The organism is Streptomyces xantholiticus, assembly GCF_014651015.1.
Taxonomy (GTDB): domain Bacteria; phylum Actinomycetota; class Actinomycetes; order Streptomycetales; family Streptomycetaceae; genus Streptomyces; species Streptomyces xantholiticus.
Genome location: NZ_BMWB01000047.1, coordinates 1 through 19,955 on the forward strand (window position 1 = coordinate 1; position 19,955 = coordinate 19,955).

The window sequence follows — 19,955 nt, forward strand, 5'->3', positions numbered from 1 at the left end:
ACGAGGAGACCTGCATCGCCGAGGTCCGCTACCTGCTGTCGATGCTGCCCTCGAACAACCGGGAGAAGCCTCCGCGTTCCACCACGTCCGACCCCGCCGACCGGCGCTGCGAGCGGCTGCTCGACCTCGTACCGCTGGACGGCAGCCGCCCCTACGACGTGCGTGCCGTCATCGAGGAACTCGTCGACGACGGTGAGCACATGGAGGTCCACGAACGCTGGGCCACCAGTGTCATCACCACTCTCGCCCGGCTCGACGGCGAGGTCGTCGGCATCGTCGCAAGCCAGCCCCAGGCCCTCGCCGGGGTGCTCGACATCCACTCCTCTCAGAAGGCCGCCCGCTTCGTCCAGCTGTGCGACGCGTTCAGCATCCCCCTGGTCACCCTCGTCGACGTCCCCGGCTTCCTGCCCGGCGTCGACCAGGAGCACGGCGGCATCATCCGCCACGGAGCGAAGCTGCTGTACGCGTACTGCAACGCGACCGTCCCCCGGGTGCAGGTGATCCTCCGCAAGGCGTACGGCGGTGCGTACATCGTCATGGACTCCCGCTCCATCGGCACCGACGTCTCCCTCGCCTGGCCCGCAAACGAGATCGCGGTCATGGGCGCGGAAGGGGCCGCCAACGTGGTCTTCCGCCGCCGGATCCAGGCGGCCGAGGACCCGGACGCCATGCGCGAACAGCTCGTTAAGGAGTACAAGGCCGAGCTGATGCACCCGTACTACGCGGCCGAGCGCGGCCTGGTCGACGACGTCATCGACCCCGCGGACACCCGCTCGGCGCTCATCGGCGCACTCGCGATGCTGCGCACCAAGCACGCCGACCTGCCGTCCCGCAAGCACGGCAACCCACCCATGTGAGGAGACACCGATGTCCGCATCGGCACTCGAAGGCCCGCTGGGCCCGTCCCTGTTCCAGGTGATCAACGGCTGCCCCACCCCGGAGGAGCTCGCCGCCGTCACGGCGCTCCTCGGCGCTCTCTCCACGACCGCGGCCACGTCCGCCGCACGCGAGCCGGAGACGGACGAGCCCGCACCGGCCGCCTGGGGCCGGCCGGAGAGCTTCCCTCCGGCCTCCTGGATGGCGAGGCGGTGAGCCGGCCCGGCGGGCCCCGAATGGCAGCTTGCTGACGTCGTCGTTGCGGGGCCGGACGGCGCCCTGTTACTCAGTGAGGAAAACGGCGAAACCGGTCGTACAGGTACGGCTGCGGCCGCGATCAGGAGGCAGCTCGTGCTTCAGGTGGTGTTCCGGATCCTGGGGCCGTTGCACGTCAGCGCCGACGGGCGGCCGGTCGTGCTCCAGGGCGCCCGCCAGCGCACCATCATGTCGATGCTGCTGCTCGCGCCCAACCGCGTGGTGTCCGTCGACACCCTTGCCGACGCCGTCTGGCGCGGCAGCCCGCCGGCCACCGCCCGCAACCAGATCGCCATCTGTGTGTCGGCACTGCGCAAGACCATCAAGAACGCGGTCGGCGTCGAGGACATCCTCGTCACCAGCCACCCCGGGTACATGCTCTTCGCCGGCGAACACCGCATCGACGCCGTCGAGTTCGAGGAGCACGCCGCCAAGGGCCGGGAAGCGGCCCGCCGCGGCCGGCCGGAAGAGGCCTGCGCTCTCTTCGAGGAAGCCCTCGCCATGTGGCGCGGCCCCGCACTCGAAGGCATCTTGGCCGAACGCGTCGAGGCGGAGGCCGCCCGGCTCACCGAGATGCGCCTCGACGTGTACGAGGAGCACGCCGGACTCCGCCTCCAGCTCGGCCAACACCGGGAGATGATCGGCGAACTCAGCGCCTTCGTACGCGAACACCCGCTGCGGGAGCAGGCCAAGGCCCACCTCATGCTCGCCCAGTACCGCTCCGGCCGCCGCGCCGAGGCACTGGAGACCTACCGCGACGGACAGCGCCTGCTCGCCGAGGAACTGGGCATCGACCCGGGCCCCGCGCTGCAGGAACTGCACGAGGAGATCCTCGCCGACTCCCCGAAACTCAGCCTCCCCGCCGAGACGGCCACGCTCGTACCCCCCACCACGGTCCCCGCCCACCTGCCGCCCAGCGTCGCCTCCTTCACCGGCCGCCGACCCGAACTGGCCTCACTGGACCGGCTGCTGGACCACCAGGACGGCAGCGCGCTGCCGGTCGGCTCCATCACCGGCACCGGGGGCGTGGGCAAGACGGCCCTCGCCGTGCACTGGGCCCACCAGGTCGCGGCCCGCTTCCCCGACGGCCAGCTCTTCGCCGACATGCGCGGCTACGACGCGGAAGAGGCGCCCCGCAGGCCCGGCGCCGTACTCGACAGATTCCTGCGCGCCCTCGGCGTGCCAGGGCCGCAGATCCCCGCCGAACAGGTCGAGCGCACCGCTCTGTTCCGCAGTGTCCTCGACGGCCGGCGCGTGCTCATCGTGCTCGACAACGCCCGCTCCTTCCAGCAGATACGGCCGCTGCTGCCCGGCAACGGGCGCTCCTGCGTCCTCGTCACCAGCCGCGACAGCATGGGCGGCGCGCTCGCCGGCGACTACTTCTTCGTACCCCTGCACCTCGGCTCCCTCGAACAGGACGAGTCCATCGCACTGCTCTCCCGTGTCGCCGGTGACGACCGCTTCAGCAGCGACCCCGTGGGTGCCGCCCGCCTCAGCGCACTGTGCGACCGCCTCCCGCTCGCACTGCGCATCGCCGCCGCACGCCTGGCCGCCAAACCGCACTGGTCGGTACGGACACTGGTCGCCCGGCTCGAGGACCAGCACCGCAGGCTCGACGAACTCAGCATGGACGAACGCGGCGTCCGGGCCGGTCTGCGGCTCAGCTACCGCGATCTGCCCCCGGACACCGCCCGCATGTTCCGGCTGCTGGGCACCCTGGGCGTCCCGGACTTCGCCGCCTGGGCGGGCGCCGCGCTGCTCGGCATCGACCCGGTCGACGCGGAGGACCTGATCGAGCAACTCGTCGACGCCCAGCTCCTGGAACCGCTGAGCGCCACCACGACCGGCCACGTCCGCTACCGCTTCCAGGACCTGCTGCGGCTCTTCGCCCGCGAGTGCGCCGAGGCCGAGGACAGCGAGGAGGAACGGCTGGCCGCCACCCGGCGCACCTGCGCCGCGTGGCTGGGGCTGGCCGGCGAGGCACACCGCCGCGTGTACGGCGGCGACTACACCGTCATCCACGGCCAGGCCCCGCTGCACCCACTGCCCGGCCATCTGGTCGACAGCCTGCTGGACGACCCCATGGAGTGGTTCGAGAGCGAACGCTCCTCGATCACAGGCCTGGTGGACCAGGCGGCCAGGGAGGACGAGTCCGCGTACGCCTGGGACCTGGCGATGACCAGCGTGACCCTCTTCCAGAACCGCAACTATCTGGAGGACTGGCGCCACTGCGGCGAACGCGCCCTCGAAGCGGCCGTCCGCATCGGGGACAGGCTGGGCGAAGCCGCGATGCTGCACTCCCTGGGCACCCTGGAGATCGTCCAGTGGGACCACGACTCGGCGCACGAACGCCTCAGCCTGGCCCTGCGGCTGTTCGAGGAGCAGGGCCAGGATCAGGGACGTGCCCTGGTGCTCCGGAACCTGGCGCTGTGCGAACGCCATCGCGGAGACATGGAGCGTGCCAGGCAGATGGGTCACCGGTCGCTGGAGATCTTCCGTGCGGTCGGTGACCACTACGCCGAGGCCCATGTGCTGGGCCTGTTGGCGCAGATCGAACTGGAGCGGGGCGACCCGCAGGCGAGTCTGGTGCTGTCCTCGGAAGCGGTCGCCAGGAGCCGGGGCCTCGGGACCGCGAGGGGAGAGGCGCAGAGCACCGTCAGGCTCGCCGAGGCCCTGCTGCATCAGGGGGACGGTGAGCGTGCGGAGGAGGCCTCCCGGCGTGCGCTCGAACTCGTCAGGGGCAGTGGTGACCGCCGGGGCGAGGCCCATGCGCTGCGCACACTGGGCGAGGCGCTGTGGCGCCGTGGGAAGACCGAGGAGGCCGAGGCGGTTCTGCGGGATGCGCTGACGACCTCGGGCAAGGTGCCGGACCGCTATCTGGAGGCGCGGGCGGCGGTGGTACTGGGATGCGTGCAGGCCCTGCACGTGGACCGGGCCGGTGCGGCGGGCAGCTTCAAGGTCGCGGAGGACCTCTTCGCCGATGTGGGGGCGCCGGCCTGGCAGGATCGCTGCGCTCAGCTGCTGGCGGTGCTCGGCGACGGCGAACACCTCGACGAGCAGCGGCTGTTCGCGCTGGTCCGGCCCTGACGCGGGGGTGGCCGGGCATCAGGTCCACGGGTCGTCCAGGGCGGAGGCGGGGGCGCTCGTCCAGGGGTCGTCGCCGAGGGAGGAGGCCGGGGCGCTCGTCCAGGGGTCGTCCTTGGGAGCGACCGTCCACGGGTCGTCCGCGGCCACGGCCCGCGCTGGCGGCTCCGCGGCCGTTACCAGCGCCCCGGCGCCGCCCACCGCGCCCGCCACCGCCAGGAGAAGAGCCGCGCCGGCCGCCACGCGGCCCGCCTTCGCGGTCGCCGGGCCGGACGTGGCCGAGGTGATGAAGCTCCTCATGGTGATCCTCCTGTGGGCGAGGCCCGTGTCCGGGCCTGTGTACGAGTTCCGACTCCGCTGTGGCGTTGGTGCCCTGCGGTATGCCATGAACGTTACGGACGCCTGTTTTTGAGGCTCTTTCGGATCGATTTCGTCAGCCGGAAATCCAACCGATGTCGATGAAAAAGGCCAGCTCAGTAGCTTTCCCGGCAGTTGGCCCGGCGACCGGAACGGGCCCGCGGAACGGGGGAGGCCCGCATGGACTTCCAGATCCTCGGACCCGTGTCGGCCGAACTCGACGGCCACACGGTCGCGCTCGACGGCAGCAAGCAGCGCACCACGCTCGCGGCCCTGCTCCTGGCCGACGGCAAGGTCATGCCCGACGAGCGGCTGACGGCCGTCCTGTGGGGCTGGGAGCCGCCGGCCACCAGCACCAGGCAGCTCTACACCTATGTGTCCCGGCTGCGTACCCGGCTCGGCCCCGGCCTCTGCCTGGAGCGCCAGGGCCCCGGCTACCGCATGGACATCGGCGACGCCACGCTCGACTGGTTCGCATTCCGCGCGCTCGCCGGCACCGGCCGCGCCGACCTCGTGGCGCAGCGGTACGAGGGGGCCGAGCGCCGGCTGGCCCAGGCCCTCGCGTTGTGGAGCGGACCGGCCCTGACCGGCGTCACCGAACATCTGCTGGAAACCGAGGGGCCCCTCATGGAAGAGGCGCGCCTCGCCGCACTGGAGGACCACGCAGAGGCGGCGCTCGCCCTCGGCCGGCACATCGACATGATCCCCGCGCTCACCCGGCAGGTGACACTGCTGCCGGTGCGCGAACGGCTCCGCGGCCAGCTGATGACCGCACTGTTCCGCAGCGGCCGTCAGGCCGACGCACTCGCGGTGTACGAGGACGGGCGCAGGGCACTCGCGGACGAGCTGGGCATCGACCCCGGACCGTCGCTGCGCACCCTCCACCAGGAGGTCCTGACAGGGACGCTCCCACCGCCCGCGGCACCGGAACGGATCGGCGTCACGGTCGCGGCGCCGACCGTCCCGGCCGCCGGTCCGCCCCGGCAGGCCGCCGGGCAGGGGCCCGCCGCCCCGGCGCGGACCGGGCTCCCGGACGGTCCCGGCCGGCCGGCCCTGGTCCCGGCGACGCTGCCCTCCGCCCCCGCCGACTTCACGGGAAGGGCCGTCGAGACCGAGGAGGTCCTCACCGCGCTGCGCGGGCACCAGGACGTCGTGATCACCGGCGCCTCGGGCACCGGGAAGTCCGCCCTCGCGCTGTGGGCGGCCGAGCGGTGCCGGGACGAGTTTCCGCAGGGCCGGCTCTACGCGGATCTGCGCACCCCGCGCGGTGGCCCCCGTCCACCGGCGGAAGTGCTCGGCTGGTTCCTGCGCGCCCTGGGCATCGCACCGGAGCGGACGCCCTCGGCGCTCGACGAGCGGATCCAGCTGTACCGGACGCTGCTGGCGGGCCGGCGGATGCTGGTCGTACTCGACAACGCGTGCGACGACGCACAGGTGCGTCCGCTGCTCCCCGGAGAGGGCGCGAGCCGCACCGTCGTCACCGGCGTCCGTTCCCATCTGGCGTCGCTCGAAGGCACCCGGCTGGTGCGGCTCGGCCCCTTGGCGCCGGCCGACGCGGGGCGGCTGCTCGCCGCTGTCGCGGGCCCAGGACGCTTCACCGCGTCGCCCGAGGCCGCCGCGCGCATCGCCGAGTCCTGCGACCGGCTGCCGCTCGCGCTGCGCATCGCGGCGGCCCGGCTGGCGGCGCACCCGCACTGGCCGGCCGAGCTGCTCGCCGGCCGGCTGGCACCCCCCGAGCGCCGGCTGGCCGAACTGCGCCTCGGCAGCCTCGACGTAAGGGCCGGGCTGCGGAGTGTGGTGGACCATGTGGAGTCGGCCACCCGGGCGGCGCTCGGTGTCCTGGCGGCGGCCGGCCTGTCGCGGCTGACCGCAGGGGACGCCGCCGCGCTGCTCGACACCGGGCCCGACGAGGCGGAGGAGGTGCTGGAACGGCTGGTCGACGCCCAGCTGCTGGAGGCCTGGAGCGTCGACGGCGACGCGCGGCTGTGCTATCGCTTCCTGCCGCTCGTCCAGCTCTTCGCCCGGGCCGAGTGTGCGCCCGAAGCGGTCCCGCTGACCCTCCCTTCCTGACGCTTCCTCAGCTTTCCGGCCTGCCGGCCGGCCGCTCTCACGGCCGGCCGGCGGGCAATGCCTCGTTGGGGGTTCAGCCGCAGCCGCCGGCGTGCCCCTCGTCCAGGCCGTATCTCGGTATACCCGCCTCGGTGTGCGGGCCCTGGGCGGCCAGTGCGTTCAGGGCGTCGACGTAGTCCGCCAGCAGTTCGGCCCACGGGGTGGAACCGTCCCGCAGCAGCAGTTCCTGGTCGACCGTTCCTTGTCGCTCGATTTCCGCCAGAACTTCCAGCGGGTGCTGGACCCGGGACGGGCCGGTTTCGGCGTCGAACATTATTCCTCCTGTAGATGAGTCCGGGTCCCGTTCAGGTCCCGCACCAACAGGTTCGGCCGCCTCGCCATATGAATTGTCCGGCGCGTGTGTACGCGCGGATGCAGGCCGGTACAGCTCCGGTACAGATGCCGTACACGGAATGCGGGCAGCCTGATTCCATGGACAGTCACATCACGCGAATCGTCGTCGTGGGCGGCACGGCCGCCGGCTGGACGGCCGCCGCGCGGCTCGCGGCCGCATTCCGCGAAACCGTCTCCGTCACCGTGTTGGAGACGCCGTCACGGGCGGATCACCAGGAGACAGGGCAGGTCACGGCCCTGGGCTCGCAGATCCAGCGGGACCTCTTCGACCGTCTCGGGGTTCTCGAGGACGAATGGATGCGGGCCTGCTGCGCGTCATTCAATGCGGCTGTCCGTTACGTCAACTGGCGCACCGGAGGAGCGGCGGAAATCGCGGCCCGCACCACCGTGAGCGGGGGCGTGGATCATTTCTACGACCCGTGCGCAGAAATTCCGGAGTGCGAGGATTCGCTGCTGTCCGAGCACTGGCAGTACCGCAGGATGAACGGCGAGACGGTCGAGCCTTTCGACTACGCCTGTTTTCGTGAGCCGCCCTTGATGGACGCCAGGAAGTCCCCGCGCTGGCTGGACGGTCGGGCCGCCGTACCGTACGGCTGGCATGCCGACATCCATATGTTCACGGAATATCTGCGAAATGTGGCGACCGGCCGATTCGGTGTCCGGGCGGTCCGCGACGAACTGCTCCACGCGGAGCGGGACGCGGACGGAATGATCACCGTGCTGCACACCGCCGAAGGCCGTGCGGTGCCGGGGGAGTTCTTCCTCGACTGCACGGGAGCGGAGGGCCTTCTGATCGCCGGGACGCTGCGGGAGCCGTTCGTCGAGGCACAGGGCCGGCTGCTGTGCGACAGCGCGGTCACCGTCACGGTCCCGCACGACCACACCGTGCACGGCATCGACCCCTTCACCACCGCCACCGCGCTGCCGGCCGGATGGTCCTGGAAGATGCCGGTGCCGGGCAGGTTCGGTGCCGGGCACGTCTACGCGCGCGAGTGGACGGAGCCGGACGAAGCGGTGGGCACCCTGTGTGCCTTGTGGGGTCTGCGGCCCGAGCGCACCGCCGTGCGGCACATCGCACTCCGGACCGGGCGCAGCCGCCGCGCCTGGGTGAAGAACTGCGTCGCGGTGGGCACCTCGGCCTGCTCGCTCGAGCCGCTGGCGGGCGACACGCTCGGCGGCGTCCTGGGCGCCCTCGACCGGCTGGTACGCGACTTCCCGTCCCGTGACGACCGGGAAGGCCCCGCGGCGCGCTTCAACCGTGCCACCGAGACCGCCCACGCACGGGCCCGCGACTTCGCCCAGCTGCTGTACCGCACCGCACCCCGGGCGGACACCCCGTTCTGGAGGGCCCAGCGGGAACTGCCGCTCTCCGCGGAGCTGGAGGAGTGCCTGGCCGCACACCGGGCGGGCCTCGCCCCGGACGCCCCGGAGTTGACATACGCAGGCGTGCTGGCGGCGCTGGCACCCGGCAGGTCCGCCCCCCGGGCCGTCCTCGCCCACCGCCAGGACGCCCGTGACGTGGCCGACGCCCACTTCCTGCGGATCAAGCGCCAGCAGCAGATCCTGCTGGAGACACTGCCCACCGCACAGCACTACCTGCAGCGGCTCCACACCCGTCCCACGCCCCAGCCGGCCGGGGCAGGTCCTCTCTGACCTTGCCGACTCCCGGTTCGGGCCAGACCCGTGCACCGCCTACCCTTGTCGCATGACCGCGCAGGACACCCACCACCGCAGCTACGAGATCCGCACCTACGGGTGCCAGATGAACGTCCACGACTCCGAGCGGCTGTCCGGCCTGCTCGAGGACGCGGGGTACGTACGCGCACCCGAAGGCGCCGACGGCGACGCCGACGTCGTGGTCTTCAACACCTGCGCGGTCCGTGAGAACGCCGACAACAAGCTCTACGGCAACCTCGGGCGGCTCGCCCCGATGAAGTCCAGGCGCCCCGGCATGCAGATCGCCGTGGGCGGCTGCCTGGCGCAGAAGGACCGCGACACGATCGTCACCAAGGCGCCGTGGGTGGACGTCGTCTTCGGCACGCACAACATCGGCAAGCTGCCGGTGCTGCTCGAGCGGGCCCGTGTCCAGGAGGAGGCGCAGGTCGAGATCGCGGAATCGCTCGAGGCCTTCCCCTCCACCCTGCCGACCCGCCGGGAGTCGGCGTACGCGGCATGGGTCTCGATCTCCGTGGGCTGCAACAACACCTGCACCTTCTGCATCGTGCCGGCGCTGCGCGGCAAGGAGAAGGACCGCCGGCCCGGCGACATCCTCGCGGAGATCGAGGCGCTCGTCGCCGAGGGCGTCAGCGAGATCACCCTGCTCGGACAGAACGTCAACGCCTACGGCTCCGACATCGGCGACCGTGAGGCCTTCAGCAAGCTGCTGCGTGCCTGCGGCGGCATCGACGGCCTCGAGCGGGTCCGCTTCACCTCGCCGCACCCGCGGGACTTCACGGACGACGTGATCGCCGCCATGGCCGAGACGCCGAACGTCATGCCGCAGCTGCACATGCCGCTGCAGTCCGGCTCCGACACGGTCCTCAAGGCGATGCGCCGCTCCTACCGGCAGGAGCGCTTCCTCGGGATCATCGAGAAGGTGCGCGCGGCCATCCCGCACGCCGCCATCTCCACCGACATCATCGTGGGCTTCCCCGGCGAGACCGAGGAGGACTTCGAGCAGACCCTGCACACCGTGCGCGAAGCCCGCTTCGCGAACGCCTTCACCTTCCAGTACTCCAAGCGCCCCGGCACGCCCGCGGCGACGATGGAGGGGCAGGTCCCCAAGGAGGTCGTGCAGGAGCGCTACATGCGCCTGGTCGCCCTGCAGGAGGAGATCTCCTGGGAGGAGAACAGGAAGCAGGTCGGCCGCACCCTCGAGGTCATGGTCGCCGAGGGGGAGGGCCGCAAGGACGGTGCCACCCACCGGCTCTCCGGCCGCGCCCCCGACAACCGTCTCGTCCACTTCACCAAGCCGGACGCCGAGGTGCGTCCCGGCGACGTGGTCACCGTTGAGATCACCTACGCCGCCCCGCACCACCTGCTGGCGGAAGGGGCGGTGGCCTCCGTGCGCCGGACCCGTGCCGGTGACGCGTGGGAGAGGCGCAACACCGCGGAGTCGGCGAAGCCCGCCGGCGTGATGCTCGGCCTGCCCGCGGTGGGCGTCCCCGCGCCGCTTCCGCCGGTGACGGGCGGCTGCGCGGCATTCTGACGAGCTGCGGGTACGGCTCGGGCTCCCGTGAGGGCCCGTCCGTCGGCGCTTGGTGTGGTCCGTCGGCGTTTCTGGAGAACACCGCCCAAAGGGCAGGGCGGACGGCATGGACTGCTCCGGCGTCACGGGTGAACGAACCCGCGTGAGGCCAACGTGACGCCCGCGCCACGGGCGCGCGGCATCGTCGGTTGCGGGACGGGCACACGGTCGGCGGTCCGGAGGGAGGACCCCCGCGGACTAGGCTGCGGATCATGCTCGTAGCCGCCGCCGTGTGTCCGTGCCCGCCGCTCCTCGTGCCGGAGGTCGCCTCCGCAGCCGCGCCAGAACTGGACGCGGTCCGTGCCGCGTCCGCCGACGCCGTGGCCGTGCTCGCGGCGTCGAGGCCGGATCTGCTCATCGTGGTCGGGCCGGCCGGGCAGGCGTACCGCGGACCGCACGCCGCGGGCGCTGCCGGCTCCTTCCGGGGGTTCGGCGTGGAGCTCGACGTACGGCTGGGTGAGGGGGCCGGGCAGGAGCGGGCGCTGCCGCCCTCTCTCGCCGTCGGTGCCTGGCTGCTCGACCGCAACCGCTGGGGCGCCGCCCCCGTCGAGGGGCTCGGTGTCGGTGAGTCCCTCGACACCGGGCGCTGCCTGGTGGTCGGACGGGAACTCGCCGCCCGCGCCGAACGAGTGGCGCTGATGGTGATGGGCGACGGCAGCGCCTGCCGCACACTCAAGGCACCCGGGTACCTCGACGAACGGGCGGTCGACTTCGACCGGCGGGCCGCCGACGCACTCGGCGCGGCGGACGTCGAGGGCCTCAAGGCCCTGGACGAGGTGGCGGCACACGAGCTGAAGGCGTCCGGCCGCGCCCCCTGGCAGGTCCTCGCCGGGGCCGCGGAAGGCGCCGGCCTGGGGGGCCGACTGCTCCGCGAGGACGTTCCGTACGGGGTCGGCTACTTCGTCGCCGCCTGGTCGTAGGGCGGTACGGGAAGAGGACGGCCGTGGAGCGTGTCGCTCCACGGCCGTCCTCCGCCCTGAACCGGTCCGGTGCTCTCAGGGAGCCGGCGGTGGAGCCGGCGGCGTCGTCCCCCGGTCGTCCCTGTGCGCGATGCGGCCCAGGGCGCCCTTCGCCTTGCCGGTACCCGTCTCGATCTTGCTGCTGTACTTGCCCTTGGTCTTGTGGTCGACCGTCCTGGCGGCTTTCTCCAGGCCTTGCCCGATCCGGCCCTCGTGCTGCTGGGCGAGGTGGGAGACCTTGTCCTTCGCGGGGCCCAGCTTGGCCTTCAGGTTGTCCAGGAAGCCCATGGAGCACCTTCCCTCGTCGCGGGAACTACTTGCGGGCGCCTTCACCGGCCTCGCTGTCCGCCGCGTTCTCGGCCGACTGCTGCTTCGGAATCTCCACCGCCTCGGTCGCACCGCTCTCGTCGACCGCTGCCTGAGCGGGTGCCGCGCCGTCGGTCACCGCCGACTCCTCTGCCGGAGCTTCCGCCGGCTCCTGGGACACCGGAGCCTCCTCGACTGCTGCGGGCTTACTGCGAAACCATGAGAAAACACCCATATCCACTCCATAGCCTACTCGTGCGGGCGAAGTTCCGCGCCGCTCGGAGCGTTCTCTTGCGTCTCGCACGGGCACCGGTACGAAAACCGGCATGCGGAACCTCACAACAGGGAACGACGCCGCCGGTCCGCCGTCACCTCGCTCGTTCGGGGACATGCGTGCGGGTTTGGGAGACTGGGTCAGTGAGAAGTGCAGCTCCCGCACCGCGGGTCATCGCCGTCGTCGGTCCCACCGCAGCCGGAAAGTCCGATCTGGGGGTTTTCCTCGCCCGGCATCTGAACGGCGAGGTCGTCAACGCCGACTCCATGCAGCTCTACCAGGGGATGGACATCGGCACCGCCAAGCTGACGACGCAGGAGCGTGGCGGAGTGCCGCACCGGCTCCTTGACATCTGGGACGTCACGCAGACCGCGAGCGTCGCCGAGTACCAGCGATTGGCACGGGCGGAGATCGACCGGTTGCTCGCGGAGGGCCGCACCCCGGTACTCGTCGGTGGTTCCGGACTCTATGTCCGCGGAGCGATCGACGCCCTCGAGTTCCCCGGTACCGACCCGCAGGTGCGGGCGCGCCTGGAGGAGGAGCTGTCCGTACGCGGCCCCGGCGCTCTGCACACCCGGCTGGCCGCGGCCGACCCCGAGGCGGCCCGCGCCATCCTGCCGAGCAACGGCCGCCGTATCGTCAGGGCCCTCGAGGTCATCGAGATCACCGGCAAGCCGTTCACCGCCAACCTCCCGGGTCATGACGCCGTCTACGACACCGTCCAGATCGGCGTCGACGTCGCACGGCCCGAGCTCGACGAACGCATCGCCGTACGCGTCGACCGGATGTGGGAGGCGGGCCTCGTCGACGAGGTGCGCGCGCTCGAGGCACAGGGGCTCCGGGAGGGGCGCACCGCCTCGCGTGCACTCGGCTACCAGCAGGTGCTCACGGCACTCGCCGGCGGGTGCACCGAGCAGGAGGCGCGCGACGAGACGGTGCGCGCCACCAAGCGCTTCGCCCGCCGCCAGGACTCCTGGTTCCGGCGCGACCCGAGGGTGCACTGGCTGAGCGGCGCGGCCGGTGACAGGACGGAACTTCCGCAGCGCGCGCTGACGTTGATCGAACGAGCGGTCACAGCCTGATCACGTGATGGCATCGGGACGCTCCGCCCGTCCTTCCGGCCCCCGGGGGCGTGCCATCATCGAGCATCGATCGACAGTTGAGTCCGAGTTGGGAGGGCGCGTGGCGATGGAGGCCGGCCCTCGCGACACGGAACAGCAGCAACGGCGGAATACGACGGACGGCCCGTCCGGCCTCAGCCCCGACGGGCCCGAGGAGCAGGACCTGCTCGCGGACGAGGTCGAGGTCGAACTGCGTCCGCAGCGGCGTCTCAGGATCTGGCAGCTCGCCCCCATCGTCGTCCTCGCCGCCGCCGGCTCGCTGATGTTCGCCTTCCCGCTCGCCTTCGGCACGGGCGACGGAGGAGCGGTCGTCGCCATGCTGGGCCTGCTGATCAGCTGCTGCGCCGCCGGCTGGGGCGTGACGGCGGCCCGCCGCGTCGGCCACACCTGGCCCGGCCTGCCCTCGCGCGGGTCCGACGAGCGCCCGGACTGGCGAGTGATCGCGCTGTACGTGGGCGTCGCAGTGGTGCTCGTCGCCTTGGCCGTGTGGCGTGTGGCGCGGCTGAGATGACCGGCTCCGGCCGCTGTCGTACCGTCCCCGTACGATGGGGGACGTGAGCACCTCGCAGACGTCGCCCCTCCCCTTCCTCAAGGGCCACGGGACCGAGAACGACTTCGTGATCGTCCCCGACCCGGACAACGCGGTCGATCTGCCCGCCGCAACCGTCGCACGGCTGTGCGACCGCCGGGCCGGAATCGGCGGCGACGGGCTGCTGCACGTGGTGCGGTCCGCGGCCCACCCGGAGGCCCGGCACATGGCCGGTGAGGCCGAGTGGTTCATGGACTACCGGAACGCGGACGGTTCCGTCGCCGAGATGTGCGGCAACGGCGTCCGGGTCTTCGCGCGGTACCTCCAGCGAGCAGGCCACATCGACGCCGGGGACATGTCCCTCGCGACGCGCGGCGGGATCAAGAAGGTCCACATCGCCAAGGCGCCCTCCGGCAGCGGCGCCACGGGTGGTGACATCACCGTCTCCATGGGGCGGGCCGTGCTGCCCGAAGAGGGTGTCACCGTCTCCGTGGACGGCCGCAGTTGGCCGGCGAGGAACGTGAACATGGGCAACCCCCATGCGGTCGCCTTCGTCGAGGAACTCGCCCATGCCGGAGACCTGCTGACCGTGCCGCCGTTCACCCCGGCGTCGGTCTACCCGGACGGGGTCAACGTGGAGTTCGTCGTGGACCGCGGCGACCGGCATGTCGCGATGCGCGTCCATGAGCGCGGCTCGGGCGAGACCCGCTCCTGCGGTACCGGCGCCTGCGCCGTCGCCGTTGCCGCCGCGCGCCGCGACAACCTCGACCCGGCCGTCACGGGCGCTCCCGTCACCTACACGATCGACGTGCCCGGCGGCCGTCTCGTGATCACGGAGCGACCGGACGGCGAGATCGAGATGACCGGCGGTGCCGTGATTGTCGCCGAAGGGACGATCGACCCGGTTCTCCTCGAAACCGAGAGGCCCTGACGCTTCGCTCGAATGGGTGATCCGTTTCACGCTGAGCGAGAGCCGGACTGCGCCACGTGGTGGGCTCGGTAGCATCAAGCACCGGCCCGGAGGCACGCCAGTCCTCCCCACCGCCGGTCGAAGCTGCCGGAGGTGCCCCATGAGCGCAGAGGCCACCAACCCAGGTGCCCACAGCCGCAGGCGCGGCCGTCCGAGGATCGACCTCCGCAGGCTGGGCCGCGCCGCACTGCTGGGCCCCACGGGCCGGGACCGGCTGCCCGACGCGATCGGCCATGTCGTGGACGCGCACCGGGCGCACCATCCCGACGCCGATCTGGCTCCCCTGCACAAGGCGTACCTCCTGGCGGAGGCTTCCCACCGCGGCCAGTTCCGCAAGAGCGGCGAGCCCTACATCACCCACCCCCTCGCCGTGACCCTGATCCTGGCCGAACTGGGCGCGGAGACCACCACGCTCACCGCTTCGCTGCTCCACGACACCGTCGAGGACACGGAAGTGACGCTCGATCAGGTGAAGACGGAGTTCGGCGCCGAGGTCGGTTATCTGGTCGACGGCGTCACCAAACTGGAGAAGGTCGACTACGGCGCCGCCGCCGAACCGGAGACCTTCCGCAAGATGCTCGTCGCCACGGGCAACGACGTCCGGGTGATGTCGATCAAACTCGCCGACCGGCTGCACAACATGCGCACCCTGACGGTGATGCGCCCCGAGAAACAGGCGCGCATCGCCAAGGTCACCCGCGATGTGCTGATCCCGCTCGCCGAACGGCTGGGCGTCCAGGCGCTCAAGACCGAGCTGGAGGACCTGGTCTTCGCGATCCTGCACCCCGAGGAGTACGAACGGACCCGGGCGCTCATCGCGGAGAACGCCACCTCCTGCACTGCCCTCGCCGCCTTCGCGGACGACTTCCGGGCCGTCCTGCGCGAGGCGGGTATCAGCGCCGAAGTCCACATCAGACCACGGCACTTCGTATCGGTGCACCGGGTGTGTATCAAGCGTTCGCAGCTGCGCAGCACGGACTTCGGCCGGCTGCTGATCCTGGTCTCGGAGGACGCCGACTGCTACGCCGTCCTCGGTGAACTGCACACCTGTTTCACGCCGGTGATCTCCGAGTTCAAGGACTTCATCGCGGCACCGAAGTTCAACCTTTACCAGTCCCTGCACACCGCCGTCGCCGGGCAGGACGGCGCCGTCGCCGAAGTCCTCATCCGTACGCACCAGATGCACAAGGTCGCGGAGGCCGGGGTGGTCGCCCTGGGCAACCCGTACGTGCCCGTGGACGGTGCGGAGCCGGCGGACGGCGAGCGGGCCGACCCGACCAGACCCGGCTGGCTGTCCCGGCTGCTCGAGTGGCAGCAGTCCACCCCGGACCCGGACACCTTCTGGACGTCTCTGCGTGCCGACCTGGCGCAGGACAAGGAGATCACCGTCTTCGGCGCCGACGGCCGCGCGCTCGGCCTGCCGGCCGGGGCGACCTGTGTGGACGCCGCCTACGCGCAGCACGGCGAGGCGGCGCACGCCTGCATCGGCGCGCGCGTCAACGGCCGCCTCGCCACCCTGAGCACGGTCCTCGGCGACGGCGACACCGTGCACGTCCTGCTGGCCCAGGACAGCGCCTCCGGACCGTCCCCGCAGTGGCTCGACCACGCCCGCACCCCGGCGGCCCGTATCGCCATCACCGGTTGGCTCGACGCGCACCCCGAAGTCGCCGCGGCTCCCTCTGCCGCACCCCGCCGTCCCGTCCCGCTCCCCGCCGGCCGGCCGGCCTCCGCGAACGCCGTGGTGGACCTGCCGGAGGTGACGGTACGGCTCGCCGGCTGCTGCACCCCCGTACCGCCGGACGCGGTCATCGGCTTCCCCGTACGCGGCGGAGCCGTGACCGTCCACCGGCAGGAGTGTCCGGCGGTGGCGCGTATGACCGGCGTGGGCCGTGAGCCGGTGCCCGTGCGCTGGGGCGACGCAGGCGAATGCCGGGTCACGCTGATCGCCGAGTCGTTCGGCCGGCCCCGGCTGATGGCCGACCTCACGGAAGCGATCGCGGGGGAGGGTGCCGCGATCGTCTCGGCCACCGTGGAGCCGCCGACCCAGCAGCGGGTACGGCACACCTACACCCTTCAACTTCCCGACGCGGCCGGGCTCCCGGCACTCATGAGGGCCATGCGCGATGTGCCCGGGGTGTACGACGTGAGCCGGACCCAGCATCCGGCGGCCACCGCCTGACCTCGTTCGGGTGGGCGCGCCGCCGCGCGTTGCGTGCCACCGCGGTCCACGCAGGAGGCGCTGGTAGCGGTAGGGCATGCTGCACACTCCCCGGCGCCGTCTGCGTGCCGCCCTGCTGGCCGCCGCGTCGGCCACCCTTGTCGCCGCGACCCTGCCCTCGCCCGAGCCGCTCGGCATCGGCGACGGGCTCTTCCCCCAACTGGGCAACCCCGGCTACGACGTTCTCGAGTACGACATCGCCCTCACCTACGAAGGCCGCAACAACAAGCCCCTCGAAGCCGTGACGAAGATCGACGCCTGGTCGAACCGGGGGCTCGACCGCGTCAACCTCGACTTCACCCACGGCAAGGTCCGCGCGGTCATGGTGAACAACACGCCTGCCGACTTCACCACCGTCGGCGAGGACCTCGTCGTCGACCCGCCCGCGAACATCCCCGCCGGCTCGCGGATGCAGATCACCGTCACACACACCAGCGACCCGCGCGGACCCCAGGACGCCGGTGGCTGGGTCCGTACCCGCGACGGTCTGGTGATGGCCAACCAGGCGGACGCCGCGCACCGCGTCTTCCCCTCCAACGACCATCCGTCCGACAAGGCGTACTTCACCTTCCGCGTCACCGCGCCCTCGGACATCACCGTGGTGGCCAACGGGCGACGGGTCGCCAGGGCCTCCACCGGCGAGCAGGCGTCGTGGGTCTACCGCACCGGCCACCCCATGGCCACGGAGCTGGCCCAGGTCTCCCTCGGCCGTTCGGCCGTCGTCGAGCGGCAGGGCCCGCACGGGCTGCCCCTGCGCGACGTCGTCCCCGTCGCCGACCGCGACGCGCTGGAGCCCTGGCTGAAGAAGACGCCGGCCCATGTCACATGGATGGAGGAGAAGGTCGGCCGCTACCCCTTCGAGACCTACGGGGTGCTGATCGCCGACGCCCGGACCGGCTTCCAGCTGGAGACGCAGACGCTGTCGCTCTTCGAGCGCTCCCTGTTCACCTCGGGCACCTTCCCCAAGTGGTACATCGACTCGGTCATGGTGCACGAGCTCGCCCACCAGTGGTTCGGCAACAGCGTCTCGCCGCGCACCTGGTCCGATCTGTGGCTGAACGAGGGGCACGCCAGCTGGTACGAGGCGCTGTACGCGCAGGAGAAGTCCAAGCGGCCGCTCGAGGCCCGGATGCGCTCGGCATACGAGCTCTCGGACGTATGGCGGGCCGCGGGCGGGCCGCCGGCGGCGCCCGCCGCGCCGGCCCCCGGGAAGAAGCTCAGCATCTTCCGGCCGGTCGTCTACGACGGCAGCGCACTGGTCCTGTACGCGCTGCGGCAGGAGATCGGCAAGGCCGCGTTCGAGCGCCTGGAGCGCACCTGGGTCCAGGAGCACCAGGACGCCACGGCGACCACGGAGGACTTCACACATCTCGCATCGAGCATTGCAGGGCGTGACCTGTCCGCGTTCTTCCAGGGCTGGCTGTACGGCAAGAAGACGCCCCCGATGCCCGGGCACCCGGATTGGCGCAGCCAGGCCGCCGAGGACGGCGCCGCGGAGTAGTGCCCACCGCTGAGGCCCGCTGCCCGCGGTGGCCCGCTGAACCCGGTGAGGGCCGACGAGAGCTGTCGAGAGCCGTGGAGGGAGGGCCGCTGATAATCGGGGTGACGGCCCCGGCAGGCGCGTGCGACCATCGGCAGGTCGGCGCGCCGCTGCCAGACCGGGACCCACGGGGGAATCTTCCCGGGCCCTCACACGTTGTCATTGACACCGGAGCACTCCGGCACATTGCCGGCGAGTCCGCTCTTCACATCGACGTAAGGATCCAATGACCTCCTCTTCATCCCCTTCCCAGGAAAAGCAGAGCTTCGCGGAGACGCGCACCGAGAGCCTTCGGGCCGATGCCCTGATGGAAGAGGACGTCGCCTGGAGCCACGAGATCGACACCGAGCGGGACGGCGATCAGTTCGACCGCTCCGAGCGTGCCGCTCTGCGGCGCGTGGTGGGCCTCTCCACGGAGCTCGAAGACGTCACCGAGGTCGAGTACCGTCAGCTGCGCCTGGAGCGCGTCGTGCTCGTCGGCGTCTGGACCTCGGGGACCGTGCAGGACGCCGAGAACTCGCTGGCGGAGCTGGCGGCCCTGGCCGAGACGGCCGGTGCACTGGTTCTCGACGGCGTCATCCAGCGCCGTGACAAGCCGGACCCGGCCACGTACATCGGTTCCGGCAAGGCGCAGGAACTGCGGGACATCGTGCTCGAGTCCGGGGCCGACACCGTCGTGTGCGACGGTGAGCTCAGCCCCGGCCAGCTGATCCAGCTCGAGGACGTCGTCAAGGTCAAGGTGGTCGATCGGACCGCCCTGATCCTCGACATCTTCGCCCAGCACGCCAAGTCCCGAGAGGGCAAGGCGCAGGTGGCCCTGGCGCAGATGCAGTACATGCTGCCAAGGCTCCGCGGCTGGGGCCAGTCGCTGTCCCGGCAGATGGGTGGCGGCGGCGGTGGCGGCATGGCCACGCGTGGTCCCGGTGAGACCAAGATCGAGACGGACCGGCGACGGATCCGCGAGAAGATGGCGAAGATGCGCCGTGAGATCGCGGAGATGAAGACCGGCCGCGACATCAAGCGGCAGGAGCGCCGCCGTAACAAGGTGCCGTCCGTCGCCATCGCCGGTTACACCAACGCGGGCAAGTCGTCCCTGCTCAACCGTCTCACCGGCGCCGGTGTCCTGGTGGAGAACGCACTGTTCGCCACCCTCGACCCGACCGTCCGGCGGGCCGAGACGCCGAGCGGCCGCGGCTACACACTGGCCGACACCGTCGGGTTCGTACGGCACCTGCCGCACCACCTGGTCGAGGCGTTCCGTTCCACCATGGAGGAGGTCGGGGACTCCGACCTCATCCTGCACGTGGTCGACGGGGCGCACCCGGCACCGGAGGAGCAGCTGGCCGCCGTGCGCGAGGTCATCCGCGACGTGGGTGCGGTGGACGTGCCCGAGATCGTGGTGATCAACAAGGCGGACGCGGCCGATCCGCTGGTGCTGCAGCGCCTGCTGCGCGTCGAGCGGCATGCGATCGCGGTGTCGGCGCGGACCGGAGCGGGCATCGACCAGCTGATCCGGCTGATCGATTCCGAGCTGCCGAGGCCGCAGATCCAGATCGAGGCGGTTGTGCCCTACACCGAGGGCCGACTGGTCTCGCGGGTGCATGCCGATGGCGAAGTGATCTCCGAGGAGCACACCACGGAGGGCACGCTGCTGAAGGCACGGGTGCACGAGGAGCTGGCCGCGGCCCTGTCTCCGTATGTGCCCGCGGCCCACTGACGCGGGAGCCGCCGCCTTCTGAGCACGGCGAAAGGCCCG

Annotated in this window: 17 protein-coding genes; 13 read left to right on the forward strand and 4 right to left on the reverse strand. The window is 71.6% G+C overall.

All coding sequences use genetic code 11. From position 1 onward, the window contains the following. The 3 genes from IE198_RS34115 to IE198_RS34125 all read left to right on the forward strand — a co-directional run. Positions 1-857, forward strand: an 857-nt coding sequence (locus tag IE198_RS34115) for an acyl-CoA carboxylase subunit beta (protein WP_308426909.1), incomplete at its 5' end; no start/stop codon positions are given. Between the two features lie 10 nt (positions 858-867). Next, on the forward strand, positions 868-1,092 hold the full coding sequence (locus tag IE198_RS34120; RefSeq protein WP_189893847.1) for an acyl-CoA carboxylase subunit epsilon: 225 nt from the start codon (positions 868-870) through the stop codon (positions 1,090-1,092). Positions 1,093-1,227: 135 nt separating this feature from the next. After that, positions 1,228-4,218 carry an AfsR/SARP family transcriptional regulator gene (locus IE198_RS34125; RefSeq protein WP_189893849.1) on the forward strand — a complete coding sequence of 997 codons (2,991 nt, stop codon included), beginning with the start codon at positions 1,228-1,230 and terminating at the stop codon, positions 4,216-4,218. An 18-nt stretch (positions 4,219-4,236) separates the two neighbouring features. Here the strand turns inward: IE198_RS34125 and IE198_RS34130 are convergent, their stop codons facing one another. Then, positions 4,237-4,515 carry a hypothetical protein gene (locus IE198_RS34130; RefSeq protein WP_189893851.1) on the reverse strand — a complete coding sequence of 93 codons (279 nt, stop codon included), beginning with the start codon at positions 4,513-4,515 and terminating at the stop codon, positions 4,237-4,239. 237 nt (positions 4,516-4,752) lie between these two features. Between IE198_RS34130 and IE198_RS34135 the strand changes: the two genes are divergently transcribed. Beyond that, the gene (locus IE198_RS34135) at positions 4,753-6,642 is read left to right on the forward strand and encodes an AfsR/SARP family transcriptional regulator (RefSeq protein ID WP_189893853.1); all 1,890 of its coding nucleotides are present in this window, start codon (positions 4,753-4,755) and stop codon (positions 6,640-6,642) included. A gap of 73 nt (positions 6,643-6,715) precedes the next feature. On the opposite strand, the gene IE198_RS34140 is transcribed toward IE198_RS34135, so the two are convergent. Next, positions 6,716-6,955, reverse strand: coding sequence for a DUF6269 family protein (locus IE198_RS34140; protein ID WP_189893855.1), 240 nt, complete (start codon positions 6,953-6,955; stop codon positions 6,716-6,718). A gap of 158 nt (positions 6,956-7,113) precedes the next feature. Between IE198_RS34140 and IE198_RS34145 the strand changes: the two genes are divergently transcribed. From IE198_RS34145 to IE198_RS34155, 3 genes are all read left to right on the forward strand, one after another. Beyond that, positions 7,114-8,688, forward strand: coding sequence for a tryptophan 7-halogenase (locus tag IE198_RS34145; protein ID WP_189893856.1), 1,575 nt, complete (start codon positions 7,114-7,116; stop codon positions 8,686-8,688). Positions 8,689-8,740: 52 nt separating this feature from the next. Beyond that, complete coding sequence (gene miaB / locus IE198_RS34150) at positions 8,741-10,243, forward strand: tRNA (N6-isopentenyl adenosine(37)-C2)-methylthiotransferase MiaB (RefSeq protein ID WP_189893857.1); 1,503 nt, start codon at positions 8,741-8,743, stop codon at positions 10,241-10,243. Between the two features lie 251 nt (positions 10,244-10,494). Then, positions 10,495-11,202: a class III extradiol dioxygenase subunit B-like domain-containing protein gene (locus IE198_RS34155; protein WP_189893859.1), complete on the forward strand. Its 708-nt coding sequence runs from the start codon at positions 10,495-10,497 to the stop codon at positions 11,200-11,202. Positions 11,203-11,277: 75 nt separating this feature from the next. Here IE198_RS34155 and IE198_RS34160 read toward each other — a convergent pair whose 3' ends face one another. Both IE198_RS34160 and IE198_RS34165 read right to left on the reverse strand, forming a co-directional pair. Further along, complete coding sequence (locus IE198_RS34160; RefSeq protein WP_189893861.1) at positions 11,278-11,529, reverse strand: antitoxin; 252 nt, start codon at positions 11,527-11,529, stop codon at positions 11,278-11,280. A 25-nt stretch (positions 11,530-11,554) separates the two neighbouring features. Further along, positions 11,555-11,728 carry a gliding motility protein gene (locus IE198_RS34165; protein WP_229834827.1) on the reverse strand — a complete coding sequence of 58 codons (174 nt, stop codon included), beginning with the start codon at positions 11,726-11,728 and terminating at the stop codon, positions 11,555-11,557. Positions 11,729-11,964: 236 nt separating this feature from the next. Between IE198_RS34165 and miaA the strand changes: the two genes are divergently transcribed. The 6 genes from miaA (at position 11,965) to hflX (ending at position 19,916) form a co-directional block, all read left to right on the forward strand. After that, complete coding sequence (gene miaA, locus IE198_RS34170) at positions 11,965-12,903, forward strand: tRNA (adenosine(37)-N6)-dimethylallyltransferase MiaA (protein WP_189893865.1); 939 nt, start codon at positions 11,965-11,967, stop codon at positions 12,901-12,903. Positions 12,904-13,009: 106 nt separating this feature from the next. Next, positions 13,010-13,453, forward strand: coding sequence for a hypothetical protein (locus tag IE198_RS34175; RefSeq protein ID WP_189893875.1), 444 nt, complete (start codon positions 13,010-13,012; stop codon positions 13,451-13,453). A gap of 34 nt (positions 13,454-13,487) precedes the next feature. Beyond that, positions 13,488-14,402 carry a diaminopimelate epimerase gene (gene dapF, locus IE198_RS34180; protein ID WP_189893867.1) on the forward strand — a complete coding sequence of 305 codons (915 nt, stop codon included), beginning with the start codon at positions 13,488-13,490 and terminating at the stop codon, positions 14,400-14,402. Positions 14,403-14,541: 139 nt separating this feature from the next. Then, positions 14,542-16,620, forward strand: coding sequence for a RelA/SpoT family protein (locus IE198_RS34185; protein WP_189893869.1), 2,079 nt, complete (start codon positions 14,542-14,544; stop codon positions 16,618-16,620). 76 nt (positions 16,621-16,696) lie between these two features. After that, positions 16,697-18,160: a M1 family metallopeptidase gene (locus IE198_RS34190; protein WP_189893871.1), complete on the forward strand. Its 1,464-nt coding sequence runs from the start codon at positions 16,697-16,699 to the stop codon at positions 18,158-18,160. Positions 18,161-18,425: 265 nt separating this feature from the next. Continuing rightward, a complete protein-coding gene (gene hflX, locus IE198_RS34195) occupies positions 18,426-19,916 on the forward strand; it encodes a GTPase HflX (RefSeq protein WP_189893873.1) in 1,491 nt (496 codons plus the stop codon). Positions 19,917-19,955: the final 39 nt, after the last annotated feature.